The 26,419-nt window shown below is 68.7% G+C and carries 19 protein-coding genes, 1 other RNA gene and 1 pseudogene; 17 read left to right on the forward strand and 4 right to left on the reverse strand.

Features of this window, described 5'->3' with window-relative positions:
* Positions 1–266 precede the first annotated feature (266 nt).
* From HNQ61_RS25335 to ssrA, 3 genes are all read left to right on the forward strand, one after another.
* Positions 267–4,106, forward strand: coding sequence for a bifunctional RecB family nuclease/DEAD/DEAH box helicase (locus HNQ61_RS25335; RefSeq protein WP_170038450.1), 3,840 nt, complete (start codon positions 267–269; stop codon positions 4,104–4,106).
* A gap of 163 nt (positions 4,107–4,269) precedes the next feature.
* Positions 4,270–5,775, forward strand: coding sequence for a hypothetical protein (locus HNQ61_RS25340; RefSeq protein ID WP_183685850.1), 1,506 nt, complete (start codon positions 4,270–4,272; stop codon positions 5,773–5,775).
* A gap of 466 nt (positions 5,776–6,241) precedes the next feature.
* Positions 6,242–6,615, forward strand: a transfer-messenger RNA (tmRNA) gene (ssrA, locus tag HNQ61_RS25345).
* 113 nt (positions 6,616–6,728) lie between these two features.
* On the opposite strand, the gene HNQ61_RS25350 is transcribed toward ssrA, so the two are convergent.
* Both HNQ61_RS25350 and HNQ61_RS25355 read right to left on the reverse strand, forming a co-directional pair.
* Complete coding sequence (locus tag HNQ61_RS25350) at positions 6,729–7,310, reverse strand: type 2 periplasmic-binding domain-containing protein (RefSeq protein ID WP_170038446.1); 582 nt, start codon at positions 7,308–7,310, stop codon at positions 6,729–6,731.
* Between the two features lie 194 nt (positions 7,311–7,504).
* Positions 7,505–8,443, reverse strand: a complete 939-nt coding sequence (locus HNQ61_RS25355; protein ID WP_170038444.1) for a protein kinase domain-containing protein — start codon at positions 8,441–8,443, stop codon at positions 7,505–7,507.
* Between the two features lie 687 nt (positions 8,444–9,130).
* On the opposite strand from HNQ61_RS25355, the gene ffh reads away from it, so the two are divergent.
* From ffh to HNQ61_RS25390, 7 genes and pseudogenes are all read left to right on the forward strand, one after another.
* A complete protein-coding gene (gene ffh / locus HNQ61_RS25360) occupies positions 9,131–10,483 on the forward strand; it encodes a signal recognition particle protein (RefSeq protein ID WP_170038442.1) in 1,353 nt (450 codons plus the stop codon).
* Between the two features lie 176 nt (positions 10,484–10,659).
* Positions 10,660–10,896 (forward strand): annotated as a pseudogene (rpsP, locus tag HNQ61_RS29935) (30S ribosomal protein S16); the annotation flags it as partial.
* Positions 10,897–11,399: 503 nt separating this feature from the next.
* Positions 11,400–11,942, forward strand: a complete 543-nt coding sequence (gene rimM / locus HNQ61_RS25370; protein ID WP_170038440.1) for a ribosome maturation factor RimM — start codon at positions 11,400–11,402, stop codon at positions 11,940–11,942.
* Positions 11,942–12,640 (forward strand): tRNA (guanosine(37)-N1)-methyltransferase TrmD, encoded by a 699-nt coding sequence (gene trmD, locus HNQ61_RS25375; protein WP_170038438.1) that lies wholly within the window; start codon positions 11,942–11,944, stop codon positions 12,638–12,640. Before rimM ends, trmD begins: the two co-directional genes overlap by 1 nt.
* A 71-nt stretch (positions 12,641–12,711) precedes the next feature.
* Complete coding sequence (rplS, locus tag HNQ61_RS25380; RefSeq protein ID WP_170038436.1) at positions 12,712–13,062, forward strand: 50S ribosomal protein L19; 351 nt, start codon at positions 12,712–12,714, stop codon at positions 13,060–13,062.
* A 432-nt stretch (positions 13,063–13,494) separates the two neighbouring features.
* Complete coding sequence (locus HNQ61_RS25385) at positions 13,495–14,034, forward strand: DUF3124 domain-containing protein (RefSeq protein WP_170038434.1); 540 nt, start codon at positions 13,495–13,497, stop codon at positions 14,032–14,034.
* Between the two features lie 12 nt (positions 14,035–14,046).
* Positions 14,047–15,747 (forward strand): potassium/proton antiporter, encoded by a 1,701-nt coding sequence (locus tag HNQ61_RS25390; RefSeq protein ID WP_170038432.1) that lies wholly within the window; start codon positions 14,047–14,049, stop codon positions 15,745–15,747.
* A gap of 11 nt (positions 15,748–15,758) precedes the next feature.
* Here the strand turns inward: HNQ61_RS25390 and HNQ61_RS25395 are convergent, their stop codons facing one another.
* Together HNQ61_RS25395 and HNQ61_RS25400 are read right to left on the reverse strand one after the other, a co-directional pair.
* Complete coding sequence (locus tag HNQ61_RS25395; RefSeq protein ID WP_170038430.1) at positions 15,759–16,379, reverse strand: hypothetical protein; 621 nt, start codon at positions 16,377–16,379, stop codon at positions 15,759–15,761.
* 2 nt (positions 16,380–16,381) lie between these two features.
* The gene (locus tag HNQ61_RS25400) at positions 16,382–16,657 is read right to left on the reverse strand and encodes a hypothetical protein (protein WP_170038428.1); all 276 of its coding nucleotides are present in this window, start codon (positions 16,655–16,657) and stop codon (positions 16,382–16,384) included.
* A 320-nt stretch (positions 16,658–16,977) separates the two neighbouring features.
* Between HNQ61_RS25400 and HNQ61_RS25405 the strand changes: the two genes are divergently transcribed.
* The 7 genes from HNQ61_RS25405 to HNQ61_RS25435 all read left to right on the forward strand — a co-directional run bounded on the left by HNQ61_RS25405 (position 16,978) and on the right by HNQ61_RS25435 (position 25,789).
* Positions 16,978–17,694, forward strand: coding sequence for a ribonuclease HII (locus HNQ61_RS25405; RefSeq protein ID WP_170038426.1), 717 nt, complete (start codon positions 16,978–16,980; stop codon positions 17,692–17,694).
* Between the two features lie 116 nt (positions 17,695–17,810).
* The gene (locus HNQ61_RS25410) at positions 17,811–18,227 is read left to right on the forward strand and encodes a hypothetical protein (RefSeq protein WP_170038424.1); all 417 of its coding nucleotides are present in this window, start codon (positions 17,811–17,813) and stop codon (positions 18,225–18,227) included.
* Between the two features lie 168 nt (positions 18,228–18,395).
* Positions 18,396–18,977, forward strand: a complete 582-nt coding sequence (locus tag HNQ61_RS25415) for a fasciclin domain-containing protein (RefSeq protein ID WP_205762017.1) — start codon at positions 18,396–18,398, stop codon at positions 18,975–18,977.
* 290 nt (positions 18,978–19,267) lie between these two features.
* Positions 19,268–19,573: a circadian clock KaiB family protein gene (locus HNQ61_RS29370; protein WP_170038422.1), complete on the forward strand. Its 306-nt coding sequence runs from the start codon at positions 19,268–19,270 to the stop codon at positions 19,571–19,573.
* Positions 19,570–21,087 (forward strand): circadian clock protein KaiC, encoded by a 1,518-nt coding sequence (kaiC, locus tag HNQ61_RS25425; RefSeq protein ID WP_170038420.1) that lies wholly within the window; start codon positions 19,570–19,572, stop codon positions 21,085–21,087. The genes HNQ61_RS29370 and kaiC overlap by 4 nt, the downstream gene beginning before the upstream one ends.
* A 16-nt stretch (positions 21,088–21,103) precedes the next feature.
* Positions 21,104–23,188 carry an ATP-binding protein gene (locus HNQ61_RS25430; protein WP_170038418.1) on the forward strand — a complete coding sequence of 695 codons (2,085 nt, stop codon included), beginning with the start codon at positions 21,104–21,106 and terminating at the stop codon, positions 23,186–23,188.
* Positions 23,189–23,512: 324 nt separating this feature from the next.
* Entirely contained in the window at positions 23,513–25,789 is a 2,277-nt protein-coding gene (locus HNQ61_RS25435; RefSeq protein ID WP_240978867.1) for a Tex family protein, read from the forward strand.
* Positions 25,790–26,419 lie beyond the last annotated feature (630 nt).

Consider the following 26,419-nt stretch of genomic DNA (forward strand, 5'->3'; position numbering starts at 1 on the left):
CTGATCCGCGGGCAGCGCCGCGGCGGACATCGCCGATCATCCTCATTCCGCCACCCGCGCCAGACTGGGGTCTGCTCCCTCTCCCACGTCTGTTTGTGGGAGAGGGTCGTCGCGCGAAGCGCGCGGGGTGAGGGCCCCTGCCGCCCGTCGCGCCCTCCGTATACCTTCCCCGCACCGAACCCAGCGAATCGCTGCGACCGCCCCCGCCGATCCCGGCGCCGGCGCACTCACGCACTCACGCACCCAGCACTCACGCACTGCCCGTCTTGACCGACCTGCGCCTTTCCGGAACGCTCCTCGCCCAGTACTTCCGCTTCGACTGCGACCGGCAGCTGCGGTGGGAGATGGTGCCGCCCGCCCTGCGCGGCGGCGACGTGCCCGCGCCCAACGCCGACCCCGCGGCGGGCCCGCTCATCGGCCAGCGGCCGGGGATGGAGCTGCTGACGCGCGCCGGCCGCCGCTGGGAAGCGCGCGCAATGGACCGGCTGATCGCGCACTTCGGCGAGCGTGTCGTGGTGGCGGACCGGGACGCGGAGGGGCGGACGGAGCGCCTGCCGTATGCCGCCGTCGTGCGTGCGCTGCGCGATCCGGGCGAGGCTCGCTGGCTGGTGCAGCCGGAACTGCGCGTTCCTGACGGTTTCCGGGAGCGCTTCGGCATTCCCGTGCATGTGCGGGTCGCGCCCGCGCAGCCGGACCTGGTGCGCCTTGGACGCGACGCGCGCGGGCGGCTGCGGCTGGGCGTGGCGGACGTGAAGTGGAGCCGCGAGGGCGCGCTGCAGCACTTTGCGCAGGTCGCCTTCTACTCGCTGCTGCTGGAGGAAATCTGCCGCGCGGAGGGGATCGAGGCCGTCGTGGACACGCGCTGGGGGTGGCTGTGGACGCGCGGGTCCCGCGGACCCAAACGGTTTCCGCTGGCCGCGTATCGCCATCATGTGCAGGCGTTTCTGCGGGATGAACTGCCGCGCATCGCCGCCGCATCCGCGGCGGAAGCGGAGTGGCACCTCCGGCCGCGATGCACCTCGTGCGCGTTCTTCGCGCACTGCCGCGCGGAGGCGGACCGCACCGATCACCTGTCGCGCGTCGTGGGACTGACACCGCTGGCGGCAAGCCAGCTTCGGTCGCGCGGCATTCGCAACGTGCGCCAGCTTCGGACGGCGGAGTTCAAGCGCGGCGTGTACACCGGCGCCCACGCGCTGGAATCGGCGGAGTCCGTGCTCAAGAAGCGCGTGCAGGCGCTGGATTTCGGCAAGCTCAAGGAGGGGGAGAAGCAGAGCTTCCGCATGCCGGTCGCGGAGGCCGCGCGCGTGCTGGTGACGGCGGAAAGCGATCCGGTGAGCGGAACGGTGTTCGCCCTCGGCATCCGCGCGGAGCGGTCCGGCGGCCCGGCGCGGACGGACGTGTTCGTGTCGGAATCGGGGAGTGAGGAGGGCGAGCGGGAGATGCTGGGCCGCTTTCTGACCCGCGCGGCGGAGATCGTGGGCGACGCGGAAGCCGGCGCGCGCGAGGCACAGACCGGCGGGCGGCGGCGCGGGCCGGGGGCGCATGTGTACCTGTGGGACGCGGGCGAGGCGGAGCTTCTGCGCGACTGCCTGCAGCGGCACCTGGGCGACGCGGGAACGCAGCCGGGGATCGCGGGCGTGGCGCGCCTCCTCTTTCCCGGTGGGGACGCGGGCGCGCCGCCGCCGGGGACGGTGGTGCTGGACGTGGTCGGCGAGCTTTTCGCCCTCCCCATCCCCTACGCGTGGGACCTGGCCTCCGTCTCGGACGAGCTGCAGCCGGCGGAAAAGGCGTGGGTGCACCGCACGCGCCCGGACTACGGCTGGCCGTTCAGCAGCCAGGTGGCGTTCGAGCGCATCCATGACGTATGGCGCCAGCGTCCGCACCCCGTCGCGGGCGGGGAAGAAGCGCCGGAGCGCGTGCGGGCGGAGATTGTCCGCGCGGTGGGCAGCAAGCTGGCGGGAGTGGATTCCGTCATCCGCGCCATCCGCGACCACGCCGCGCGCCGCCGCGATCCCATGCTGCGGATGGATTCCGCCGCGTTCGCAGAGGGTGGCGGGCCCATCGCGGATCCCGTGCTGGAGCAGCTTCGCCTCTTTACGCTGGCGGAGGCGGCGGAGCAGGCGGCCAGCATCCGCGCCCTGCACGCGCTGCCGACGGCGGACCGCGCGCGCCGCTTTGAATCCATTTCCGGCCTCAACCTCGTCGAACGGCTGCCGAACGGGCACGCGGTGTTCGAATTCGATCCCGCCTGCCGCGAGGCCAAGTTCCGCCCCGGCGACTTCGCCCTCGTGCTGACCAACGACGATGGTCGCATGCTGGCGGAAACGGATGCGAAGCCGTGGCTGCGCCGCAAGCTGATGGTGGAGTTGATCGACTACGATCTGGCCTCGTCCCCGCCGCGGATCACGCTGGCGCCCGACACCGCGTGGGACAAGCTGGCCTTCGACCGGTACGACGGGCGCCCCGTGCTGGACCTGAACCGCGTCTGCGTACTGGACCGCGCTTCGGTGGATTTCAACACGCGCCGCGTGGTGCAGAGCCTGCGCGCCCTGGCCGGTGACCACGGAGAATCCGCCACCGTGCGTGCACTGCTGGCCGGCCAGGCGCCGGGGTGGGCCACGCCGCTGGACGCGGACGCCGGGTGGCGGGAAACGGTGGATGTGGCGCACGCACGCCGCGGCTACGCGCTCAACGCCGAGCAGGAGGCGGCCTGGCGCGCCGCGTTCGGCCAATCTGTTTCCGTCATCTGGGGGCCGCCGGGAACGGGCAAGACGTACCTGCTCGCGTGGATCCTGATCGGGATGGCGGCGGCGGCGCGGGCGGCGGGGCGGCCGCTTCGCATCCTGGTGACCGCGGCCACGCACCGCGCCGTCGTGAACGTGCTGGCCCGGCTGGCGCGCGAACTGGCGTCCGCCGGGCTGGACTCGCCGCTGCGCGCGGTGAAGCTGGCGGGGCGGGGAAGCGAGGCGGACGACGACTTGGCCGCGCTGGAGGTGGAGGTGATCCGCGACGACCATCTTCCCCGCGCGCTGGCGGCTTCGGATGCGGACGGACTGCCGCTCGTGGCCGGCTCCACGGTGTGGTCGCTGTGGAAGCAGATGCGCCAGATGAATGGCGACGACGACGACGAGGAGGCGGACTCCACCGTGCCCATCCGCCCGCTGTTCGACGTGGTGGTGATCGACGAGGCGTCGCAGATGAAGGTGCCGGAGGCGCTGATCGCCCTTTCGTCGCTGCGGCCCGGTGGCCGCGTGGTCCTGTGCGGAGACGACCGGCAGCTTCCGCCCATTCTGTACGGCCGCTATCCGCGGGAGGAAACGCTTTTCGGATCGGCGTTTACGCACTTCGCCGAGCGGTTCGGGAGATTGGCGCTGCGGGAGAGCCGGCGGATGAACCGCGCGCTGGTGCGGTGGCCGGCGCGGCTCTTCTATCCCGGCTTCGTGTCGATGGACCCGCACCGTCGGCTGGCGCGAAACGAGGCGATCGAGATCGATGATCCCGTGGACCGCCTGCTGTGGGACGTGCTGCTGCGGCCGGGCGACGCGGCGGTCTTCTGCACCTACGCCGGCGTGCGCGCCACGGCCCGCAACGCGTTCGAGGCGGGTCTCGCCGCGCGTCTGGCCCGGCTCGCCCGTGTCGGCATCCGTGATCCCGAGACGGGCGCCGCGTACACGGCCGAGGCGTTTCGCGCGCACGGGCTGGCCATCCTGTCTCCGCACCGCGCGCAGAACGCGGCCATCCTGGGCGAACTGGTGTCCGGCGGCTGGCCGCGCGGCGAACTCCCGGTTGTGGACACGGTGGAGCGGATGCAGGGCAACGAGCGGGAGATGATCATTGTATCCTATGCCGTCGCCGACCGGGAATACGCGGAGCGCGAGGCGGAATTCCTTTTGAACCCCAACCGCTTCAACGTGTCCATCACCCGCCCGCGCTCCAAGCTGGTGGTGCTGATGAGCGACGACGTGCTGCGGACGATGCCGCGCGACGAGCAGACGCTTACGGAATCGATGGCGATCAAGGGCTACCCGGCCCATTTCCGCCACGAGCGCGTCATCGAGGTAGAGGTGACGGGAGCATCCCCCGTACGTCTCATAGTAAGAACATAGACAGGGTTGCTGACAACTCTTCAGGGACCGGCATCCCGGTCACGATTCCCCCGCTATCCGTGAGGTCGAAACGGTGATTGTCTATTCTACAGTACTAACGCTGGAATCTAAGTGTAATCTGGACACTCCGCTTCAACTCGCTGCTAACTGGCTCTCGAAGGGAATGCATTCCGAAATCACCGCAGATTCGTTGAAAGAGACTGATACCCGTATTGCTGCGAACAGGCACCGCTTAGAAACGTGGATTGCTGACGGCGAGTTTCCCGTATTGTTTTCTTTCAGGTATACTCATCCCGACACCCGGGTAGGAGGTCGGGAATGGGTCACCGAATTTGGCTTGGAGCAGGCTTCAGCAGATTCTGAGATACGCTGCACGCTCTTATTGCAGGTCAATGATATCAGCCCGCGAGTTGAGGCTCCCATATTCGTTACACAACCCCGATTGATCGGTCAGATATACAACAGGTGTCCTGTATCTTCCCAAACCGTTGGGCAGAGACAAAACCGTTTGTCGCTCACAGATTCCGCGTCTTTCCTAGAGAACGTCAATCGATTGGACCGGCGCCATCCTATTGTGGTTCTCAGCCCGCTCCTGGAAGGTGGGTACCTGATTCCGCCCGCCGAACTCTCGGCCGCGTTGGTGGGGTTGGGAGAGCTCTACGTAATTCCAGACGGTGAAGACACGTACGAGCTTGAACGGCGCTGTGGCCGAGAAAATATCGCTTGGCGAGGTGCTGTGAACATCCTTCGCCCCCCGCGAAACGTCCGTAATGATGCAGTGATCCGTTATCGTCGGCTTTATGCTGCCGATTTGGAGAGCCTAGGATCACAGGTAGGACCTAAGAAGAGCGAGGTTCTTAGTGAGATTGTTCACAGTTCGAATGTCGCGGCCTCAAGAGCACACGTCAGCCCTCTTGCGGTGGCCAGAGTTTCGGAAAGTCGAGACCGTAAGAGGGAACTTGAACGGCGCCTGCACGACAGCCAGCGTTTAGGTGAAGAGAGTGCTCTTCTCAGCTTTTTGCAACACGCCTACAACGAGCATGAGGAAGAGATTGCTCGCCTTGAGGCGGCATTGGATGCCGCAGAGTTGACGCGTGCAGAGCAAGATGATGGTTTGCGCGCTTTGGAGTATTCCAACAAGAGTCTAACAGAGGCGCTAGCCGGTGTTCATCAACGTTCAAGGGGAATCGACTACGAGACCGATGTCAGGGATGCACTTCGTGAAGTGTGTGGAGCTAATCCTACTCCAACCCAGTCGCTTCTTGCACTGACTGCTCTTTACCCGGAGCGTGTCACCATACTCGAGACTGGCTGGAAATCTGCTCAGGAATCTACGAGTTTCAACAAGGGAGGCGAGGCTTTCCGCCTTCTTCGACTACTCGTGACTTCCTACTGGGATATGTTGAAATCCGGCGGCGGTGATTCTGGAGCTCGGAGCGTGTTTGGGAGCAGTTTCGCTTCGACGGAGTCTGAGACGGTGAAGAAGAACAAACGCGCAAAGCAGCTAAGAACGTTTCTCTATGAGGGCGAGGCTGTTGAGATGATGGCCCACTTAAAAATCGGCGTAAAGGACAGCGTGACGGAGACGATTCGGATCCACTTTCTCTGGGATCCAGAACGGGAGCTCATCGTGATCGGGCACTGTGGGCGCCATCTTGATCATCGCTGATCGGATTCGCTGATCCAGTGCTTGATTGATCTCCTTGGCGATCCCCATACAGTGATCGGTGGTGGAAAACGCGTTCCGAGCGATGTACCCGGAACCCTTTCCGCCATGTAACGGCTGAGGGGCACAGCCGTGTGGCCGTCTATCCTTGTCTGGAACCAGCGCATGGTGTGTCGCCGTGTGCCGTCCGGCGCCGGACTCTCCGCCGCGCCGAACCAGGGGCGAGCGGAGGATCTAGCCGGAGACGAGCCAGGATCGCGACCTACGCTGCGTGGTGCGCAAGCGACGGCGTCCACATTAGGCTGGGAACAGGGGCGATCGCGCGGATTGGTGGGCCGGAGCTTGGATACACATCTCATCCGACGGCCGGCGCGGCTGGTCCTCATCCCCTAAGTCGTTTGATCGCAAAGGGATTGACACACGGCGGCGTCGCGGCTAGATTGATGGCGTCGGTTGAAAATTCGGGTTTGGGGCTGTCATGGTTTCGACGTGTATGGTGAAGCCGTGGCTGCGTGCCGAGGTGCTCGGAGCACTCGTAAAACCTCCGGGAAATTGTAACCGCGAACGATAACTTCGCCCTGGCTGCGTAAGTAGAGTCCTAAACGGCTCCTTACCTCCCATTTGCCGATCAGCCCTGCTCGAGGCGGGTCGGTAGATGTCGCTAAAATCGAGCTGGCCCGCGTTCGGCGCCGTAACGGCGCGGGTGAGAACTTTACGGCTGGTTCCTGATGGGCCTTGCTCTGGCCGATGAGGGGACGAGGAGAAAGGAACAGAGCAATACGCACGTAGACGCTGCGGGGGATCTGTAGGCGGACGCGGGTTCGACTCCCGCCAGCTCCATACAACAAAACGCCGGATCGGGCTTCGTGCCCGGTCCGGCGTTTTGTCGTTCATCAGCACAGAAAAAGCGGCCCGCACCGGCAATCCGGCGCGGGCCGCTTTCGTTCATCCTCCACTCAGAACGCGAAGTTCAGCCCCACGCCCGCGGAAAAGTAGCGCACCGCGAAACCATCATCGCCCGGCTGCGGCACGTCGCTGTCCCCGAACCGCGGATCCACGTTGTACGTGCGGTACGATACGGATGGCGTGAGCCGCAGGCGCCCGATCACCGGAACCGCCACGCCGGCGCCGACCTCGAAGCCGACGTCCTCATCCGTTTCCACCTGGTCGTACAGCGTAAACTGGTGCACCACCACGCCGGCCGCCACGTACGGCTTCAGGCGCGTGGCCCCGGCGGGGACAGCCGCGGTCAGGCCGACGGACACGCCCTGGTCGGTCGCGTCGTCGAAGTCGCTCAAGAGCTTGGGGCCGAACACGGCGTAGCTGTAGCTGGCGTACGCGCCCAGCCCGGGCCGCACCTGCACCGACGCGGCGACGCCCGTGCTGAACCCGGCCGCGGAGATTTCGTCGAACTTCCCCATGGGCGACACGCGATCGACACGCCCTTCCACCGTGAACGGAATGCGGGACTGCGCGTGGGCCGTGCTGGCGCCAGAGGTGATGGCCAGCGCAGCCGTGACGAGCGTTCGCTTGATCATCAGATGATTGTCGGTTCAGCGGATCGGTCCGGCGGAGAGGTTCGCCGGCGGGAGCATCGCCCGTCAGGAGTGCACGACGGATGAAATCTCTCCCGCGGCGCAAGCCAGGGCCATCGGTCATCTGACGGAGAAACAACGGCGGGCTCCGGATGATTCCGGAGCCCGCCGTCGTTGTTTTCGGTCGATGAAGATGCTCAGGCCGTGGCCAGAACCGGTCGTCCGCGCAGGGTGCCCGCCAGGCGGATCTCCCGGCAGCGCTCCACGAGTTCCGCCGCGTCCAGCCGCGCGGCCGGATCGATGGCCAGCATGCGGTCCAGCAGCGCGTTCACCATGGGGATGCGGAAATCCGTGGTCCACCGGCCCAGGTGGTGCTCCGGCCGCGCGTGCACGCACGCGCTGCCCCAGTCGCCCGCGTACGGCAGCACGTGCCCGCCGGAAAGCGCCTCGAACACCAGCCCGCCCAGCATGAACACGTCCGAGGCGGGGGATCCGTCGTCGCCGGCGTTCAGCTCGGGCGGGCGCCAGTGCCACGCGCCGGAGATGACGGCGTCGTCAAAGCCCGGCCGCGGCGAGTGCCCCGCCACGTGCGCGATTCCGAAATCGCCCAGGATGGGCCGGCTGCCCACGCCGTCCATCAGCACGTTGCCCAGGTGCAGGTCGCGGTGCACGATGCGCTCGGCGTGCCCGTGCATGACGGCAAGGGTGCGGGCCAGCGACTCCGTCATCGACATCACGCGCGTCACGCGGCCGCGGAAGCGCTCGGCGTACACGAAGCCCGTGCCGTCGAACGAGCGCGCGGGGCCGGCGTGACGGTGCATGACCATCCACGGCTGCCCGGTGCCTTCCGTGTGCGAGCCGTGGTCCAGCACGCGCACCACACCCTCGCACCCGGCGTCCTGCAGCGTGCGCAGGGCGCGCACCTCGCGCTCCATGCGCCAGCGCTGCACCTCGGGGGAAAGCGCGTAGCCCTCGATCCCCTTGAGCCGCATCACCTTGGCGACGGCGCACTCGTCGGACGGGCGCGACTCCGGCGCCACCACGTAGGTGTGCGCCTGCGCCCCGTCGCTGAGCGGGCGCACGATGCGCCATCCGGGAATGCGGGGCGCGGACAGGTTGATGACGGTCTGCGGCATGGCGGTCCTCGACTGCGAAAACGGGATGGCGACGATCGCCGCAAAGCGCGGCGTCCGGTCGATACCCTCGGGTTTTGACGACGTGGCAAGCGGGCCGGAGCTGGCCCGGGATGCTGCTGATTCTTCGTCCGATCGGTGTCGGAGAAGGGATGAACTGCGTTGTCGGGATGGAGAACGTCCGTGCACCGCGGCGACCCCCCCGACCGGCGGTTGAAACCGCGCCTCGAACAACACGAAGTCCGCCTGCGCGGACTCTACGCCGGCTCTGCTCGTGTTCCCAGGCGGTTGAAGCCCCGATCGTGGACGCGTCAGCGGCCGCGAGTCGGGGGTTCCCGCTGTTCGAGCGCGGATCATCCGCTCTCGTGCGGGAGGGTGGGAGAGTAGTACGAGCCCGGGTGGGGGCCGCCGTGAACTCCGCGCTCCGTCCGATCCCCGACTTCCGGGCACAAAAAAGCGGCCGGATCGCCGGGTGCAGCGCGTTCCGTCCGTCGTGCGTAAGTATACACGTTGATGAATGTTTACGCAACCGTGACACGGCGCGTTCCGGAACGCCGTCCGGGGCGCCCGGAGCGTGTCCAGACTTGGCAAATCCCGCTCGCGATGGTAAGTTTCCCGGCTATGCCTCTCCCGCCCGGCCGGAATCCGGCGTGAGCGGGGTTTTCGGCTTCATTGAAACCGGCAGACAGCGTGTTCGATCAGCTCAGCGACAAGCTCGAGGGCGTATTCAGCGGCCTGCGGCAGCGCGGTGTTCTTACCGAGCCCATGATTCGCGAGGGGCTCCGCGAGATCCGGCGCGTGCTGCTGGAGGCCGACGTCAACTTCCAGGTCACGCGCGACTTCATGAAGCGCGTGGAAGAGAAGGCGCTCGGCGAGCGCGTGCTCAAGGCGGTTTCGCCCGGGCAGCAGCTGGTAAAGATCGTTCACGAAGAGCTCACCAGCATGCTGGGCGAGCGCCGTTCGCCGCTGGCGCTGGCGCCCATTCCGCCCACCGTCATCATGATGGTCGGCCTGCAGGGCTCCGGTAAGACGACCACGGCCGGCAAGATCGCGCGCAAGATGAAGCGCGAGATGCGCCAGACGCGCATGGTGGCGTGCGACGTGTACCGTCCCGCCGCGGTGGAGCAGCTGCAGACGCTGGGCGAGCAGGTGGGCGTTCCCGTCTACGCCGAGCCGGGCTCGCAGGACGTCGTCGGCATCGCGCGCCGGGCGCTGGAGCTGGCGCAGAGCGAGCGCGACCGCGTGGTCATCTTCGACACCGCCGGCCGCCTGCAGATCGACGAGCAGTTGATGGACGAGCTGAAGCGCCTCAAGGAGGTGCTGAAGCCGGCCGAAATCCTGTTCGTCGCCGATGGCATGATCGGCCAGGAGAGCGTCAACGTGGCCAAGGGCTTCGACGACGCGCTCGACATCACCGGCGTGGTGCTCACCAAGATGGACGGCGACGCCCGCGGCGGCGCGGCCCTTTCCATCTACGGCGTCACCGGCAAGCCCATCAAGTTCCTGGGCGTGGGTGAAAAGCTGGACGGGCTGGAGGAATTCCACCCCGAGCGCATGGCCGGCCGCATTCTGCAGCAGGGCGACGTGCTGTCGCTGGTGGAAAAGGCCCAGCGCTCGTTTGACCAGGAAGAAGCGGCCAAGCTGGAGCGCAAGGTCATGGGCGCCGGCCGCTTCGACCTGGACGACTTCCTGATGGCGCTGCGCCAGTTTCAGAACCTGGGGCCGCTGGAAAATCTGCTCAAGATGCTGCCGGGCGTGAACAGCAAGATGCTGAAGAACGTCAAGGTCGACCCGCAGCGGATGAAGCACATCGAGGCCATCATCACCTCGATGACCAAGCAGGAGCGCAAGCGCCCCGAGATGCTGACCGGCTCGCGCCGCGTGCGCATCTCCCGCGGCTGCGGGCGCCCGGTGAGCGAGATCAACCGTCTCCTGGAGCAGTTCAAGGAGATGCAGAAGTTCATGAAGCAGATGAAGGGCCTGCAGGGCATGATGCCCCGCGGGGGAGGAATGCCGAAGCTGCCGTTCGGCGGCATGCGGTAGAGGGAAAGTGCGTGAGTGCGGGGTGCGTTAGTGCGTGAGTGCGGCGTTGCGAGACGAATCGCTCGCGGAGCCGAACCACTAACGCACATAGCACTAACGCACTTCCTCTTTTCGATCGTCCGGAGCGGGCCTACGCCGCCCTCCTGGACGCAACCAACATCCCACGAGGGAACACAATGGCGCTCAAGATCCGTCTCCGCCGCATGGGCCGTAAGAAGGCCCCGCACTACCGCATCGTCGTCGCCGAAAGCAGCATGGCCCGTGACGGCCGCTTCGTCGCCAAGGTGGGTCACTACAACCCCACCACCACGCCCATGACCCTCGTGGTGGACCGCGACAAGGTGCTGGCCTGGATGGCCAAGGGCGCGCAGCCCACCGACACCGTCAACTCGCTGTTCCGCAAGGCCGGCGTGTTCGGCGACGCGCCGAACGTGGCCGAGCAGGCCGCCGCCGCCGTCACCGGAGCGGCCAAGAAGGCCGGCAAGGCCGTCAGCGGCGGCGCGTCCGCCGTGGCCGGCGCCGTCAGCTCGGCGGCGTCCGCCGTGGCCGGCGCCGTGTCGTCGGTCGACACCTCCGCCGTCACCGGCGCGGTGAGCTCGGCGGCTTCCGCCGTCGCCGGCGCCGTGTCGTCGGTCGACACCTCGGCCGTCAGCGGCGCGGTGAGCTCGGCCGCTTCGGCGGTTTCTTCGGCGGCCTCCGCCGTCGCGGGTGCCGTGAGCGGCGCCGTGGAGTCGGTCACCGACCGCGTCACCGGCGGCAGCGATGACGCCGCCGCCACGCCCGACGCCGTCAGCGGCGACGCCACCGGCAGCGACAACGTCGCCGTGGCGCCCGAGGCCAACGAGCCGGCCTCCGCCGGTGAAGTCGCGGCGGACGCCGAGGCCACCGAGCCCACGCAGGGCTGATCGGCCGGACGATGGCCGGCGACGAGCCTCCGTTCCTGATCGTGGGAACGGTACAGAAGCCCCACGGCATCAAGGGCGAGCTTTTCGTCCGGCTTGATACGGACCGTCCCGGCGCGGCGTTCGCGCCGGGGCGCGTCCTTCGCCTGGGCACGGCGGACGGCAACCCGCTGGAGTCCGGCGTCCTCACCATCGAGCGCGCGCGCCCCTTCAAGGGCGGCATGCTGGTCAAGGCGCTGGAGTTCACCGGCCGCTCGCCGGCGCAGGACGAAATCCGCGGCCGCGCGCTGCTGGTTCCGCGCGGCGAGGCCCAGGCGCTGGAAGAGGGCGAGGTCTTCTATCACCAGCTCCTTGGGATGCGGGTGATGACGGAGGCCGAGGGCGAGGTGGGGGTCGTGACCGACCTCTACGAGGCGCCCAGCGGGCCGCTGCTGGCCGTGCGCCGCGCGGAACGCGGGGAACTGCTCATCCCCTTCGTGCAGCAGATGATCCGCCGGATCGACGCGGCCGAGGGGGTGCTGGAGCTGGACCTGCCCGCGGGGCTGCTGGAGCTGTGATGCGCGTCAACGTGGTCACGCTGTTCCCCGACTTCTTCCGGGGGCCGCTGGGCCTGAGCATTCCGGCCCGGGCCGCGGCCGCGGGGCTGGTGACGTACAACCTGGTTCAGCTGCGCGATTTTACCCACGACCGCCACCAGACGGTGGACGATCTGCCCTACGGCGGCGGCGCGGGAATGGTGATGAAGCCGGAGCCGTTCTGGGAGGCGGTGCAGTCGCTGGCGCCGGAGGGAGAGGAGCTTCCCTCTGGCCCCATCGTGCTGATGAGCGCGCGCGGACGCAGGTTCACGCACGCCGACGCCGTCCGCTTTTCGCTCCAGCCGCAGATCACCTTTCTGTGCGGGCACTACAAGGACGTGGACCACCGCGTGGCCGAAGGGCTGGCGACGGAGGAGCTTTCGCTAGGAGACTTCATCGTTTCCGGCGGCGAGATCCCCGCGCTGGCGGCCATCGACGCCACTGTCCGGCTGCTGCCGGGCGCCATCTCGGACCACGAGTCGGCGTCCACCGACAGCCATTACGACGGGCTGCTGAGCGCACCCTCGTACACCCGCCCCGCGGTGTACCGCGGACGGGAGGTTCCCGGAATACTGCTTTCCGGAGACCATGCACGCATCGCCGCGTGGCGCCGCGAGCAGGCCGAGCGCCTGACGCGCGAGCGGCGGCCGGACCTCTGGGAGGCTCCGGAACACAGTTGATGTTGGGTTCGTTCGCCGGAGCAGCCGGCCGTCCCAACCTCTCCACTTTTCAAGCGACGAGGACCAGACTCATGCATCCGTTTTTTGAGACTCAGAAGGAATATCTTCGCAGCGACGTTCCGGACTTCCGTCCCGGCGACACGCTGCGGGTGAACGTTCGCGTCCGCGAAGGTGAAAAGGAGCGCATCCAGGCGTTCGAGGGCGTGTGCATCTCGCGCAAGCACGGCGGCGTCCAGGAGACCTTCAAGGTCCGCAAGATCAGCGGCGGCGTCGGCGTGGAGCGTACGTTTCCGCTGCACTCCCCCATGATCGGCAGCATCGACCTGGTGCGCCACGGCCGTGTGCGCCGCGCCAAGCTGTACTACCTGCGCGCGCTGCGCGGCAAGGCGGCCCGCATTCGCGAGCGCCGCGTCGTCCGCTGATCGCGGCCGGTACCGGTGGATGAAGAGCGGGGCGCGCCCAACCGGGCGCGCCCCGCTCTTTCTTTGCGCCACGTTCGGCCGTTTTATGCCGGTTGCGAAAGCGCCGATGCTGTCGCGCCAACGCCAGAACACCCCACGAGCGCATGTCAGTCGTCACCCGCACGACATCTCGTCACCCGGCGTGAGTTTCTCCCCTCTCCGTGCGGCAGTTTGCACGGGGAGGGGCCGGGAGAGGGGCCTCCCAGGCCGGCGATGAGCGAGATCCCGCCACACGATCGGGAGTGTCCCATTCCCGTCCTCCCGATCCGCAGACCGCCATCGACGTTCTGCGCGCCGGCCGATCCACCCCCGCGCCGACGCGCGCCTTGCCCCGCCGCACCGCGGGAACGTAGGATCGGTCAGCGCACACCCCCACCCGAAGCGGGACGGCCCTTGCCCAGATCCATCGTCATCGCCCTGCTCCTGCTCGCGTCCGCCTGCTCGCGCGGCGGCGGCGAGGGACGGCACGCCTCCGCCTCGTCGGGCGATACGCTTCCCGGGCGCCCGCCCGCGCTTCCGCCCGCGGCGGCGGACAGCGGCGCCGGGCCCGTGCGCCAGGTGGTGTACGTTCCCGCGTACTCCCACGTGTACTCGCGCGACTACGGGCGCACGTTCGATCTGGCCGTCATCCTCAGCATCCGCAACACCGATCCGGAGCGGTCGCTCACCATCGCCGGCGTGCAGTACTACGGGACGGACGGGCGGCTGGTGCGCACCTACCAGCGCACGCCGCGCACGCTGGCCCCGCTGGCCGCGGCGGAGTACGTGGTGGAGGCGGTGGACACGGAGGGCGGCTCGGGCGCCAGCTTTCTGGTGGAGTGGAGCGCGCCCGCCCGCGTGACGGACCCGGTGATCCAGGCGGTGAACATCGGCACGGAGGCGGGGCAGGGCATTTCATTCGTCAGCGAGGGCCGCGCCCTCGTGCGCCACTGAGCCGGGGAACCGATGTTCGCGGTTGAAGGACTGATTCTGAGCGGCGCGGTGCTGGTTCTCATCGGCATCGCGTCCAGCCGCTTTTCGTCCCGCTTCGGGATGCCGGCGCTGGCCCTGTTCATCGCCATCGGGATGCTGGCGGGGTCGGAAGGGATCGGGGGGATCAGCTTCGACAGCTTCATCCTGGCGCACGGGCTGGGGACGGTGGCGCTGGCCGTCATCCTCTTTGACGGCGGGCTGCGGACGCACGTTTCCACCCTGCGCCCCGCGCTGGCGCCCGCCCTTTCCCTGGCCACCGTGGGCGTGCTGGTGACGGCGGCCATCACCGGCGCCGCGGCCATGTACGTGCTGGGGCTGCGGCCGCTGGAAGGGCTGCTGCTGGGGAGCATCGTGGCGTCCACCGACGCGGCCGCGGTGTTCACCGTCCTCCGTTTCAGCGGGCTGCGCCTTCCCGAGCGCCTGGCCAACACGCTGGAACTGGAAAGCGGCTCCAACGATCCCATGGCCGTCTTCCTGACCTTGGGCGTGCTGGAGCTGCTGCTGGGGCAGATTGAGCCCGGCTGGCCGCTGGTGCGGCTGTTCCTGATGCAGATGGGCGTGGGCGCCGCGGTGGGGCTGCTGGTGGGCCGGATCGCGCACCTTCTGCTGGTAAAGGTGGAGCTTGCCGCGGCGGGGCTGTACCCGGTGTTCGCGGCCGCGGCGGGGCTGCTGGCCTTCGGGCTGGCGGCGGAGCTGCACGGGAGCGGCTTTCTGGCCGTGTACCTGGCGGGAATCGTGGTGGGCAACGGCCGCGTCCCCTTTCAGCGCGGCATTCTGCAGTTTCTGGACGGGATGGCGTGGCTGTCGCAGATCACCCTCTTCGTGCTGCTGGGCCTGCTCATCTACCCCAGCCGGCTGATGGAGGTGGCCGGCCCCGGGCTGCTGGTGACCGCCGTCCTCGTGCTGATCGCCCGGCCGGTAGCCGTGCTGGTGGCGCTCTTTCCCCTGCGGTTCACGGGGCGCGAGCTGGCCTTCGTGTCGTGGGCGGGGCTCAAGGGCGCCGTGCCCATCGTGCTGGGCACCTATCCGCTCCTGCTGGGGCTGCCCGGGGGGGAGCGCCTGTTCGACATCGTGTTCTTTGTGGTGCTCGTTTCCGCCGTCACGCAGGGGTGGACGCTGCCGGCCGTGGCGCGCGCCCTGGGGCTGCAGCAGCCCGGTGTGGCGAACGCGCCCGCCACGCTGGAAATCACCACCCTGCGCAACGCCGACGCCGACATCGTGGAGTACACGGTGGATGAGGGCGGGTGGATGGCGGGACGGTCGCTGCGGGACGTGGCGCTCCCCGCGGGCGCCGTGGTGGCCATGATCACGCGCGGTGAAAGCATCATTCCGCCGCGCGGCAGCACGCGGGTGGAGCCGGGAGACCGGCTGTTCTTTGTGCTGAACTCCAGCGCGCGCCGGGTGATGGACCGCGTGCTGGCGGGGAGCCACGCCACCGCGCCTGAAGGCGGCACCGAGTTTCCGCTCGCGGGCGATACGACGCTGGCGGAACTGGAGGAGTTCTACGGCGTCCACGTGGAGGCCGACCCCGAGTGGACGCTGGACGACCTGATGCACGCCCGCCTGGGCGAGCGCGTGGCGGAGGGGCGCGGCATCACCACGGGCGAGGTGAAGCTGCACATCCGCCGCCTTCACGGAACCCGCGTGGACGAAGTAGGCCTCCGTCTGCTCTGACCGTTCGCGGTTCAGACGGTGGCGAGCCGGGGTGCCCCTTCCGCCTGGGCTGCGCCTCCCAGCCGCGCCACCCGCGCGGGAGAGCCCGCCTCCAACACATCTTCCTTGGCGGCGACGATGATGCCGCGGATCAGTTCCGCGTCGCTCATTCCCGCCTGGGCGGCACTTGCCCGCGCTTGCTCCAGCAGCGCGGTGGGCGCGCGGAGCGAGATGCGTGATCGCGCCCGTCCTCCGGCCAGCTCCGACGAGGCGAGCGAGCGAACGCGCTCGGCGAACGCCGCGTCATCTGCCACCTCGCGCATGTAGAAGCGAAGCAGGTCGGCGCGGAAGCCCTCGACCGCGGTGTGGAAGTAATCCGCCAACGCGTGGAGCATGTCGTCCAAGTGCAGGGGAATGCGCGCTTCCAGCGTTTCGGCCTTCCGCCGCTCGCGCGCCTCCTTGATCTTGGGCGTGGACTGCGCGGGCACCGACGCCGTTTCGCCACACTCGGTGCACACGCCCACCAGCACGTTGGGCACATCGATGGCGCTCTGCTCCAGGCGCAGCGTACGCGGCTCGAACCGGGTGACAACCCGCTTTTCGCAGCGCTCGCAGATGGCTTCGGATCGATCGCCTTCCTTCCAGAAGTGCATGCTTAGTGCTCCGCTCGGTGGACGCTGATGAATACTGCGTCGTTGGATAGGAAGTAGGCCTTGATGTACCAGCGCTCTCCGCGCTGCACCGGCCGGAAGACATGGCAGGTGGTGGCCGGATCAAAGTGCAGCGGGCTGGTGCTGTATTCGCTTCCGCGGCACCGGTGCAGTAGCGCCACCACCTCGGCTGCGGATATTTCTTCCGTGGCCAGCAGGTTCTTCTCGGACTGAGCCTGCCGAGCTTGGTGCTGGTAGCGCCCGCTTTCCAGCGCATCCACCAACAGAACCCTTACGTCCCGCAGCCCCATATGCTCCTCCAATGTACGACAATAGCCGTACGGCCGTCAAGGTTTCTCCTCCCGTTCCATTTGTCCAGTTAGCAGTCCTGCAGCCCTCGCCGCAAGCTCTGTCCATTTTACGACACGGACGTGCTTTTCTTCTCCGTCCCAGGGTTCGCAATCCCGCTGAGTGCGCGTTGAAAGGACAAAGCGGAGCCGAACTCCCGCCGCCGCACGGTTGTGTGCGAGCGGCACTTCGCTTATCCTCACGCGTACACAGTGCACACATCGCAACACCCGGCACCGCAGGCACTTCCCCCATGTCACCCAGAACCGCTTCCAAGACCGCAACGCCGCGCAAGCGCAAGCCGTCCCCGCAGCGCCTGCGCAAGCTGCTGGCGCGTGAGTGGATGTGCTGGGAACAGGGGATGATGCGCGTGGCCGGGGTGGACGAGGTGGGGCGCGGGCCGCTGGCCGGCCCCGTCGTGGCCGCGGCGGTCATTCTCCCGACGGACTGCTGGATCGACGGGGTGGCGGACAGCAAGAAGCTGAACGCGGAGCGGCGCACGCGGCTGGACGTGCTGATCCGCGAGCGCTGCCTGGCTTTTGGCGTGGGCGCCGCGTCCGCCGCGGAAATCGACCGGCTCAACATCCGCCGGGCGACGGCGCTGGCCATGCAGCGGGCCATTGCGCGGCTGGGCGGCGCGGACCATCTGCTGGTGGACGGGCTGGCGGTGCCGGAGCTTGGGCTGGAGCGGCACTCCGCCATCGTGGGCGGCGACGGCAGCGTGCACTGCATCTCCGCCGCCTCCATCCTGGCCAAGGTCACGCGCGACCGGCTGATGACGCGGCTGGCCGCGCGCTATCCCGGCTACGGCTGGGAGCGCAACATGGGGTACGGCACGCCGGAACACCTGGACGCGCTGGGCCGCCACGGCGCCACCCCGCACCACCGCCGCAGTTTTCAGCCCTGCCAGCTGGACTTGGCGGACGACCTGCTGGACGCGTCCACGGAGATCCTCATCCCGTCATCCTGAGAACGGAATCCGTACGTATGCGAGCGGCGGCGTCGCGGGACGGAATGCCTTCTGCGTGAATCAGGCGTTGAACGATGCGGAGGGCTTCTCCGCCTGTCCCACGATCCTTGAATCGCATGCATACCGAGCATCTGCAGAACGTCCGTCCGTCGTGGGTCGTATTCGGCTGGTTCGTGAGCGTGGCCGTCACCTCGCTGCTGCTGCTGGCCATGAGCGCGGTGGGGATGATCAGCGACCAGAGCGGTACCGGCGCATGGAGCGTCGTGGCCATCCTGATCGGATTCACGCTCGGCGGATACCTGACCGGCGCACGCACCGGCACCGCGCCCATCCTGCACGGCGTGGCGATGGGGCTGTTTTCCGTCGTGGTGTGGCTCGTGGCCAACCTGGTCGGCGAACTGTTTGACGCCAGCACGTGGGACACCATCAACCCGGCGCTCTACGCGGGCGGGCTGCTGGTGCAGATCATCGCCGCGGCGGTGGGCGCGCACATCGGCTCGCGCGCCGGGCGGGCAGCCGTTCCCCGGCCCTGACCGCCGTCCGGATCCGCAGGAAACGTTGTCTGATCGATGAAGATCGCGCGGCCCCGCCCATCCCGGCGGGGCCGCGTTTTGTCATCCACCCTGACCGGATGAATCCGATCCGCGCGCACCCGGCGTATCCTTGTACGAAGATTGGACAATCATCAACCAGACGACGGGATGACGACGATGAAGCGGATGATCGGGATGTTGATGGCGGCCGCGGTGGTGAGCGCGGCTCCGGCGGTGGCGCAGGGCGCGCACGCCACGGCGGCGCGGCCGGTGACGGTGGGCGGGCAGGCCATGCTGCCCACGCGCGACATCGTGGACAACGCGGTGAACTCGGCGGATCACACCACCCTGGTGGCGGCGGTGCAGGCGGCCGGCCTGGTGGAGACGCTCAAGGGCCGCGGGCCGTTCACCGTGTTCGCCCCCGTGAACGACGCGTTCGAGAACCTGCCCGACGGCACCGTGGCGATGCTGCTGCGCCCGGAGAACAAGGCCGCGCTCACCAAGGTCCTCACCTATCACGTCGTCGCCGGCCGCCACACCGCCGCGGACATCATGCGCATGATCCGCGCGGGCAACGGCACGGCCACGCTGCGCACCGTGAGCGGCGGCACGCTGACGGCGATGATGAACGGCCCCGCCAACGTCGTCCTGCGCGATGAAAAGGGCGGCGTGGCCAGCGTGTCCACGTACGACGTACTGCAGTCCAACGGCGTCATCCACGTCATCAACCGCGTGCTCATGCCCAACTGACCACGGGCGGGTGGATGGATGAAGGGGCGCGCCGGAATCTCCGGCGCGCCCCTTCGCCGTTCCGGGAACGACGGTCCGCCGCCCGGGCTTCCGCCGGTCCCATTCGCGGAAACGCATGTCCCGCATGAAAATCACTCTCCGGGCCAGCATTCGCCCCGCTCCTGCCCGGCGCGGCGGCGAAATTCTTGCGTCCCCGCGGGTCCAGAACCCCGGCGGCCCGCGCCTGCCTTTTCCCAGGTTGCGCCGCCGCCGGCGGTCCACCGTTCCCCGCCTCCTTTTCCGCCGTCCGCGTGACCCTTCCGGTGACCATTCGCCTTGTCCTGTACGTGGCTGGTGACACGCCGCGCACCCGTTCCGCGCGCGACACGCTCGCGTGGATGCAGGGCGGGGGTGTGCGCGAGCCGGTAGAGGCGGAGATCGTGGACGTTCTGGACCAGCCGGACCGGGCAGACGCCGCGCGCGTGCTGCTGACCCCTACGCTGGTGCGCGAGCATCCGCTCCCCGCCCGGCGCGTGGTGGGCGACCTTGGCGCCGGGCGGCGCGTGGCCGAAGCCCTGGGCCTTTCCCCCTCCACCCCGACGGAGACCCGTCCATGAGCAGCCCGCGCAATGCCGAGCCGCTGCCGTTTCCCAAGCTGCCCACCGGCATCGAGGACTTCGACATCATTGCCGAAGGCGGGCTGCCGCGGGGGCGTACCACGCTCATCGGAGGGACGGCGGGGAGCGGAAAGACCATCTTTGCCGCCCAGTTCCTGGCCTCCGCCATCCAGCAGGGCGAGTCGGGCGTGTTCGTGACGTTCGAGGAAAGCCCGGATGAACTGTCGCGCAACCTGGCGGCCTTCGGCTGGGACGTGCCGCAGTGGGAGCGGGATGGCAAGTGGGCGTACGTGGACGGCTCGCCCGACGAGGACGCCACCGAAGTGGTGGGCGAGTTCGACCTCAGCGCCATGCTCGTGCGCATCACCCGCGCGCTGGAAGCCACCGGCGCGCGGCGCGTTTCCATCGACTCGGTGAACGCGCTCTTTTCGCGCCTGCCGCAGCCGGAGCGGCTGCGGGCCGAGCTGTACCGCGTGAGCCGCGCGCTGCGCGACCTGGGCGTCACCACCATCGTCACCTCCGAGCGCACGGACGACTACGGCGAGGTGTCGCGCCACGGCATCGAGGAGTTCGTGGCCGACAACGTCGTCCTCCTGCGCAACACGCTGCACGAGGAGCGCAGGCGGCGCACGGTGGAGATCGTCAAGTTCCGCGGCACCAACCACCAGCGCGGCGAGTTTCCCTTCACCATCGCGGCGGAGCGCGGGGTGGTGGTGCTCCCCCTTTCCGCCATGCAGCTCACCCAGCGCTCCAGCGAGGAGCGGGTGACCAGCGGGGTGGAGGGGCTGGACGAGATGCTGGGCGGCGGCTACTTCCGCGACAGCGTCATCCTCCTTTCCGGCGCGACGGGCGCGGGCAAGACGCTCACCGTCACGCACTTCATCGACGGCGGGCACCGCGCGGGCGACCGGTCGCTCCTGTTCGCCTTCGAGGAAAGCCGCGAGCAGCTGATCCGCAACGCGCGCGGGTGGGGCGTGGACTTCGAGACGATGGAGCGCGAGGGGTCGCTCAAGATCATCCCCGTGTATCCCCACGCCATGCCCATCGAAGACCACCTGCTGCGGATGCGCTGGGCCATCGAGGAGTTCCGCCCCAACCGCGTGGTGGTGGACAGCCTGTCGGCGCTGGAGCGCATCAGCTCCATGCGCAGCTTCCGGGAGTTCATCCTGGGGCTCACCAGCATGCTCAAGCACCGCGAAACGGCGGGAATGCTCACGTCCACCGCCACCAGCATCAGCGGCGGGCCGTCGGTGACGGAAAAGCACATCAGCACGCTGACGGATACCATCCTGCTGCTGCGCTACGTGGAAACGTTCGGCCAGCTCAAGCGCGGGCTGCTGGTGCTCAAGATGCGCGGGTCGGCCCACGACACCAGCATCCGCGAGTACACCATCGACGGCAACGGCATGCACCTGGGCGAGCCGTTCCGCAACACCAGCGGCATTCTGTCCGGCAACATCACGCACATGGGGCACGACGACGCCAGCACCGTGGCGAGTGGAGAAAGCGCGTGAACCGCTGGAGGGCCGCGTGAACGAGGCTTCCTTCCGCGCGCTGGTGGAAGCCAGCTCGGACGGAATCCTGATCCTGGAGCGCGACGGCCGGGTGCGGTTCGCCAACCCGGCCGCCGCCGCGCTGTTCGGCCGCACGCGCGAGGAGATCACCGGCGCGGACCTGGGGCTTCCCGTGCTGGAGGGCGAGTCGGCGGAGGTGGACGTGGTGCGCGGCCGCGAAGCCGTGTCGGTGGAAATCCGCTCTGCGCCGCTGAACTGGGAGGGTGATCCCGCGCTGGTGGTCAGCCTGCGCGACATCACCGAACGCCGCCGCGCGGAAGAGCGCGAGCGGCAGCTGATCCGCGCGGCCGCGGCGCAGCGGGAGGCAGAAGCCGCCACGGAGCGCGCGGAGTTCCTGGCCCGCGCCGGCGCCGTGCTGGCCGCGTCGCTGGAGGCCGGCGACGCCCTGCCGCGCCTGGCGGAGCTCGCCGTCCCCTTTCTGGCCGACTTCGCCACCGTCCACGCCGTGCACGAGGATGGAACCGTGGAGCGGGTGGCGGATGCGGCGCGTCCCCCCGGCCCGGGGCGGGGGTGGCTGGCCGCGGCGGCGGATGCCGGGCGCGACGCCGCGCGCGTGGAGCGGGGAGGCGCGGTGCGCTGGACGGCCGGCGACGCCGCCGGGCTCACGCTGCCGGTGATGGCCCGCGACCGCGCGGTCGCCGTCCTCGCGCTGGGCCGCGCCGGGGCCGCGCGGGAGTACGGAGACGCGGAACTCGTGCTGGCGGAGCAGCTTGCGCACCGCGCGGCGCTCGCGGTGGAAAGCGCCCGCCTGTACGCGGACGCGCAGGCCGCCAACGTGGCCAAGAGCCAGTTTCTGGCCACCATGAGCCACGAGATCCGCACCCCCATCAACGCCGTCATCGGCTACGCGGACCTGCTGGACGCCGGGCTGGCCGGGCCGCTGAGCGCGCCGGCGCAGAACTACCTGGATCGCATCCAGGAAAGCAGCCGGCACCTGCTGGTGGTCGTCAACGACATCCTGGACCTGTCCAAGATCGAGGCGGGGGAGATGGTGGTGCGGGGCGACCCGCTGCCGGTGCGCGACGCGGGGGAGCAGGCGGCCGACCTGGTCGCGCCGCTGGCCTCCGCCAAGGGCGTGCGGCTGCGGCGCGCGTGGGAGTGCGCGGAAGACGAGGGATGCCTGGGCGATCCGGACCGCGTGGAGCAGGTGCTCATCAACCTGCTCTCCAACGCCGTCAAGTTCACGCCGCCGGGGGGCACGGTCACGCTCTGCTGCCGCACGGCTCTCCATCCCCCGCCGGATTCGGAGCTGCGCGACGGCGGCGCGTGGGTGGTGCTGGAGGTGGACGACACGGGGATCGGCATCGCGCCTGAGCAGCTGGACGCGGTCTTTCAGCCGTTCGTGCAGGTGGAGGGCGGGCACACCCGCGAGCAGGGCGGAACGGGGCTGGGGCTGGCCATCAGCCGCCGCCTGGCCCGGCTGATGGGCGGCGACCTGCGGGTGGAAAGCGAAGCCGGCGCGGGCTCGCGCTTTTCCCTCTGGCTTCGATCCGCCGCGTCGCCGGGATCCGCCGTGGAGGTCTCGGAGCCGCGTGAGGATGCGGAGGAGGCGGCCGCCGCGCCGCGCTGGCCCACGGCCGCGGGGGAGGTTCCGGGGCTGGGAGAGCTGGGCCGCCGCATCGCCGAGTGCGCCGACCGGGTGACGCGCGAACTGGCGGGCCGGCTTCCGCGCGAGCTGCGCGTGCCCGGCATCGCGCGCCTGACGCGGATGGAGCTGGAGAATCATCTCGCCACCTACCTGCTGGACGTCGGCAAGACGATGGTGACGCTGGATGAGGCGGGCGGCGACCCCGTCCTCCTGCGCGACGGACACCAGATCCAGCGCCTGCTGGCCTGGAAGCACGCGGACCAGCGCATCCGCCTGGGGTGGAACGCGGACGACCTGCGGCGCGAGCACGACCTGATGCGCGACATCGTGCTGCGCGTGGCGGCCGCCGAGCCGGCGGTGGACCATCCCGCCGCGGTGGAGGTGCTCAGCCGCCTGCTGGCGGAAGGGGAAGCGGTCAGCCTGTCGCGCTTTCGCCGCTCTCCGGCGGACTGAGCCCGCCCGGCTTGCGCTTTCGACGGTCCCAGCACTTGTTGGGGCCGTTCTGGTGTTTCCGGTGGATGACGGGAAGTGGACCAGCGTGCTGCGCGAGGGTCCAGGATGATTGCTGGCTCCGCCGATTGTGCCGTTTCGCCCGGAACTGGTTCGCGAGGTTTCGATCGATGACGGAAAGGGAGCCGCGCCTCGATCGATCATCCGCATACGACGACATCCGGCCCCGCGACCGTAGCCCGGCGGACCGGTGCGCGGTTACGTTTCCGTCCCGCGGCGATGGAGGGGACGCCGCGAACGACCGAACCACACACCGGACGAAATCTGTTGCCGTACGCTGAAAAAATCGCCGCTGAACTGGGGCTGCGCGCGCCGCAGGTAGCCGCCGCGCTGGAACTGCTGCTGGCGGGAAACACCATTCCGTTCGTGGCCCGCTACCGCAAGGAAGCCACGAGCGAGCTGGATGAGGTGCAGCTGCGCGACCTGCGCGACCGCCACGAGTACCTGGCGGAACTGGACGACCGCCGCGCCGCCATCCTCAAGTCCATCGACGAACAGGGCAAGCTCACGCCCGCGCTGCGCGCCTCCATCGAAGGCGCCGTCACCAAGTCGGCGCTGGAAGATCTTTATCTCCCGTACAAGCCCAAGCGCCGCACCCGCGCCACCATCGCACTGGAGCGGGGGCTGGGGCCGCTGGCGGAAGCGCTCTGGGGCGGCGCGGCGTCCGACCGCGACCTCGCCGCGCGCGCCGCGGAGTTCGTGGATGCGGACAAGGGCGTGGCGACCGTGGCGGACGCGCTGGCCGGCGCGCGCGATGTGGCCGCGGAGCGCATCTCCGAAGACGCCGCCGCGCGCGCATACGTGCGCGAGCAGGTGCGCACCCGCGGCGTGCTGGAAAGCAAGGCGGCGCGCGGCAAGGAGAACGAGGTCAGCAAGTTCCAGGATTACTACGACTTCACCGGTCCCGTCCGCGATCTTCCCAGCCACCGCATCCTGGCCGTGCGACGGGGGGAGACGGAGGGCTTTCTGACCGCGCGCATCCTGGCGCCGGACGAGGCGATCGTCATGGCGCTGCGCAACCGCTTTCTGGACGGGCACCGCGCGCCGGAGCAGATGGGCCTGGCGGTAGAGGACGCGTACAACCGCCTGCTGTCGCCTTCCGCGGAGGTGGAGGTGCGAATGGAGCTCAAGACGCGCGCGGATGAGGAGGCGATTGCCATCTTCGGCAGCAACCTCGAGGCGCTCCTCCTGCAGCCTCCCGCCGGCGGACGGACGGTGCTGGGCGTCGATCCGGGATACCGCACCGGCTGCAAGCTGGCCGTCGTCAGCCGCACCGGCGCGCTGCTGGAGACCGGCGTCGTCTATCTGCACCAGGAAGACCGCGCGCGGCGGGAACTGACACGGTTGATCGAAAAGCACGGCGTGGAGCTCGTCGCCGTCGGGAACGGGACGGCGAGCCGCGAATCGGACCGCATGGCGCGCGAAGCCGTCCGCGACGCCTCCATCGATCCGCGTCCCGCCGTGGTGATGGTCAACGAAGCGGGCGCCTCCGTCTACTCCGCATCCGACACCGCGCGTGACGAATTTCCGGATCTGGATCTGACGCTGCGATCCGCGGTCAGCATCGCGCGCCGGCTACAGGACCCGCTGGCCGAACTGGTGAAGATCGATCCCAAGTCCATCGGCGTGGGCCAGTACCAGCACGACGTGTCGCAGACGCGGCTGAAGCGGCGGCTGGACGAGACGGTGGAGAGCTGTGTGAACCGTGTGGGCGTGGAGCTGAACACGGCGTCGGCCGCGCTGCTGGGCTACGTGGCGGGCATCGGCCCCACCGTGGCGCAGCGCATCGTGGAGCAGCGGGACCAGGCCGGCCCGTTCCGCTCGCGCGCGGAGCTGGTGAAGAAGGTGCCGGGCCTGGGTCCCAAGACGTTCGAGCAGGCCGCCGGCTTCCTGCGCGTGCGCGGCGGTGCCCATCCGCTTGACGCCTCGGCCGTGCATCCGGAGCGCTACGGCCTGGTAGAGCGAATGGCGGGCGATCTGGGCGTGGACATGACGACGCTCGTGGGGAACGAGGCGTCAATCGGCCACATCGACCTGACCCGCTATGTCGGGAACGGCGTGGGACTCCCCACGCTTCAGGACATCGTGGCGGAACTGCGCAAGCCCGGCCGCGACCCGCGCGAGCAGTTCGAGGCACCCTCTTTTCGCGACGACGTGCAGAAGGTGGAAGACCTCAAGGAGGGAATGACGCTGCAGGGAACGGTGACCAACGTGGTCGCCTTTGGTGCGTTCGTCGACATCGGTGTGCACCAGGACGGCCTGGTGCACGTGTCGGAACTCTCGGACAAGTTCATCCGCGATCCGTCAGAAGCCGCGCGGGTGGGCGATCGCGTGACTGTTCGTGTGCTGTCGGTAGATGTACCGCGCCAGCGCATCGCGTTGTCGATGAAGTCACCGGGCGCGCAGCGTTCCGCGGGTGGGGCGCGGCAGGGCGGGGGACAGGAGAAGCCCGCGCCGCGCCCGCAACCGAAGGCGCCGCCCAAGCCTGAGCCGCCACGGGATGGCGTCGCGGCCAACGGAATGCGCATCAAGACCCGCCGCTGACGCGAGAAGAGGAGGAGAGCGATCCGATGCTCTCCTCCTCTTCCGTTCCCCCCATCAGTTCCCCCGCGCCCCTCCGCCACCCCCGCGTCCTCCGCGTGAAACGGTGTAGATGGTGCCCGCCTGTGCCGGACTGGTGACACGACGGAAACAAACCCCTTGACCTGCTCCGGTACGCGGTGTATACTTGGCGCCCTCCACGGAACCCCGGCCGAAGCGATTCCGAAGCGATCGCGATCAGGGGTTGACGACGGGGTGCGGGTGATGTACCTTGTAGGGCTGTCGCCTGAATGGCGGCGGCGGGGCGGAAAAGAAAAAATTTGGAAAACCGCCCCTTGACGGAATCGGAAAAGCCCAGTAGCTTGAAGGAGTTCGGCGCACGGCGGGTTTCGCGAAAGCGAAAAAGTTGTTGAAGCCGAGGGGTTGACGAAGCAGGGCAACGCTGTTAGCTTGAAGGACTGCCCGCGGCGACGGGCGGACGCGGCGGACCGGGTGAAACTGGTCTGGTTGCCATGAAGCAGAACGAACGAAGCGGGCTTTGGTCCGCGGGATTCTGAAATTGACAATTCGGGTCTTGGGAGTGCTTTTGTAAACAGGCGCCCCGTGGTGGAGTCAGCCGGAGGCAACACGTCC

It is taken from the genome of Longimicrobium terrae (assembly GCF_014202995.1).
In the GTDB taxonomy this organism is placed as follows: domain Bacteria; phylum Gemmatimonadota; class Gemmatimonadetes; order Longimicrobiales; family Longimicrobiaceae; genus Longimicrobium; species Longimicrobium terrae.

Excerpts from the sequence above, each read along its gene's own strand:
- HNQ61_RS25340 (WP_183685850.1), top strand. The coding sequence starts at position 4,270 with ATGCATTCCGAAATCACCGCAGATTCGTTGAAAGAGACTGATACCCGT.
- HNQ61_RS25350 (WP_170038446.1), bottom strand. The coding sequence starts at position 7,310 with ATGATCAAGCGAACGCTCGTCACGGCTGCGCTGGCCATCACCTCTGGC.
- HNQ61_RS25355 (WP_170038444.1), bottom strand. The coding sequence starts at position 8,443 with ATGCCGCAGACCGTCATCAACCTGTCCGCGCCCCGCATTCCCGGATGG.
- rimM (WP_170038440.1), top strand. The coding sequence starts at position 11,400 with ATGGCCGGCGACGAGCCTCCGTTCCTGATCGTGGGAACGGTACAGAAG.
- trmD (WP_170038438.1), top strand. The coding sequence starts at position 11,942 with ATGCGCGTCAACGTGGTCACGCTGTTCCCCGACTTCTTCCGGGGGCCG.
- rplS (WP_170038436.1), top strand. The coding sequence starts at position 12,712 with ATGCATCCGTTTTTTGAGACTCAGAAGGAATATCTTCGCAGCGACGTT.
- HNQ61_RS25390 (WP_170038432.1), top strand. The coding sequence starts at position 14,047 with ATGTTCGCGGTTGAAGGACTGATTCTGAGCGGCGCGGTGCTGGTTCTC.
- HNQ61_RS25395 (WP_170038430.1), bottom strand. The coding sequence starts at position 16,379 with ATGCACTTCTGGAAGGAAGGCGATCGATCCGAAGCCATCTGCGAGCGC.
- HNQ61_RS25405 (WP_170038426.1), top strand. The coding sequence starts at position 16,978 with ATGTCACCCAGAACCGCTTCCAAGACCGCAACGCCGCGCAAGCGCAAG.
- HNQ61_RS25410 (WP_170038424.1), top strand. The coding sequence starts at position 17,811 with ATGCATACCGAGCATCTGCAGAACGTCCGTCCGTCGTGGGTCGTATTC.
- HNQ61_RS25415 (WP_205762017.1), top strand. The coding sequence starts at position 18,396 with ATGACGACGATGAAGCGGATGATCGGGATGTTGATGGCGGCCGCGGTG.
- kaiC (WP_170038420.1), top strand. The coding sequence starts at position 19,570 with ATGAGCAGCCCGCGCAATGCCGAGCCGCTGCCGTTTCCCAAGCTGCCC.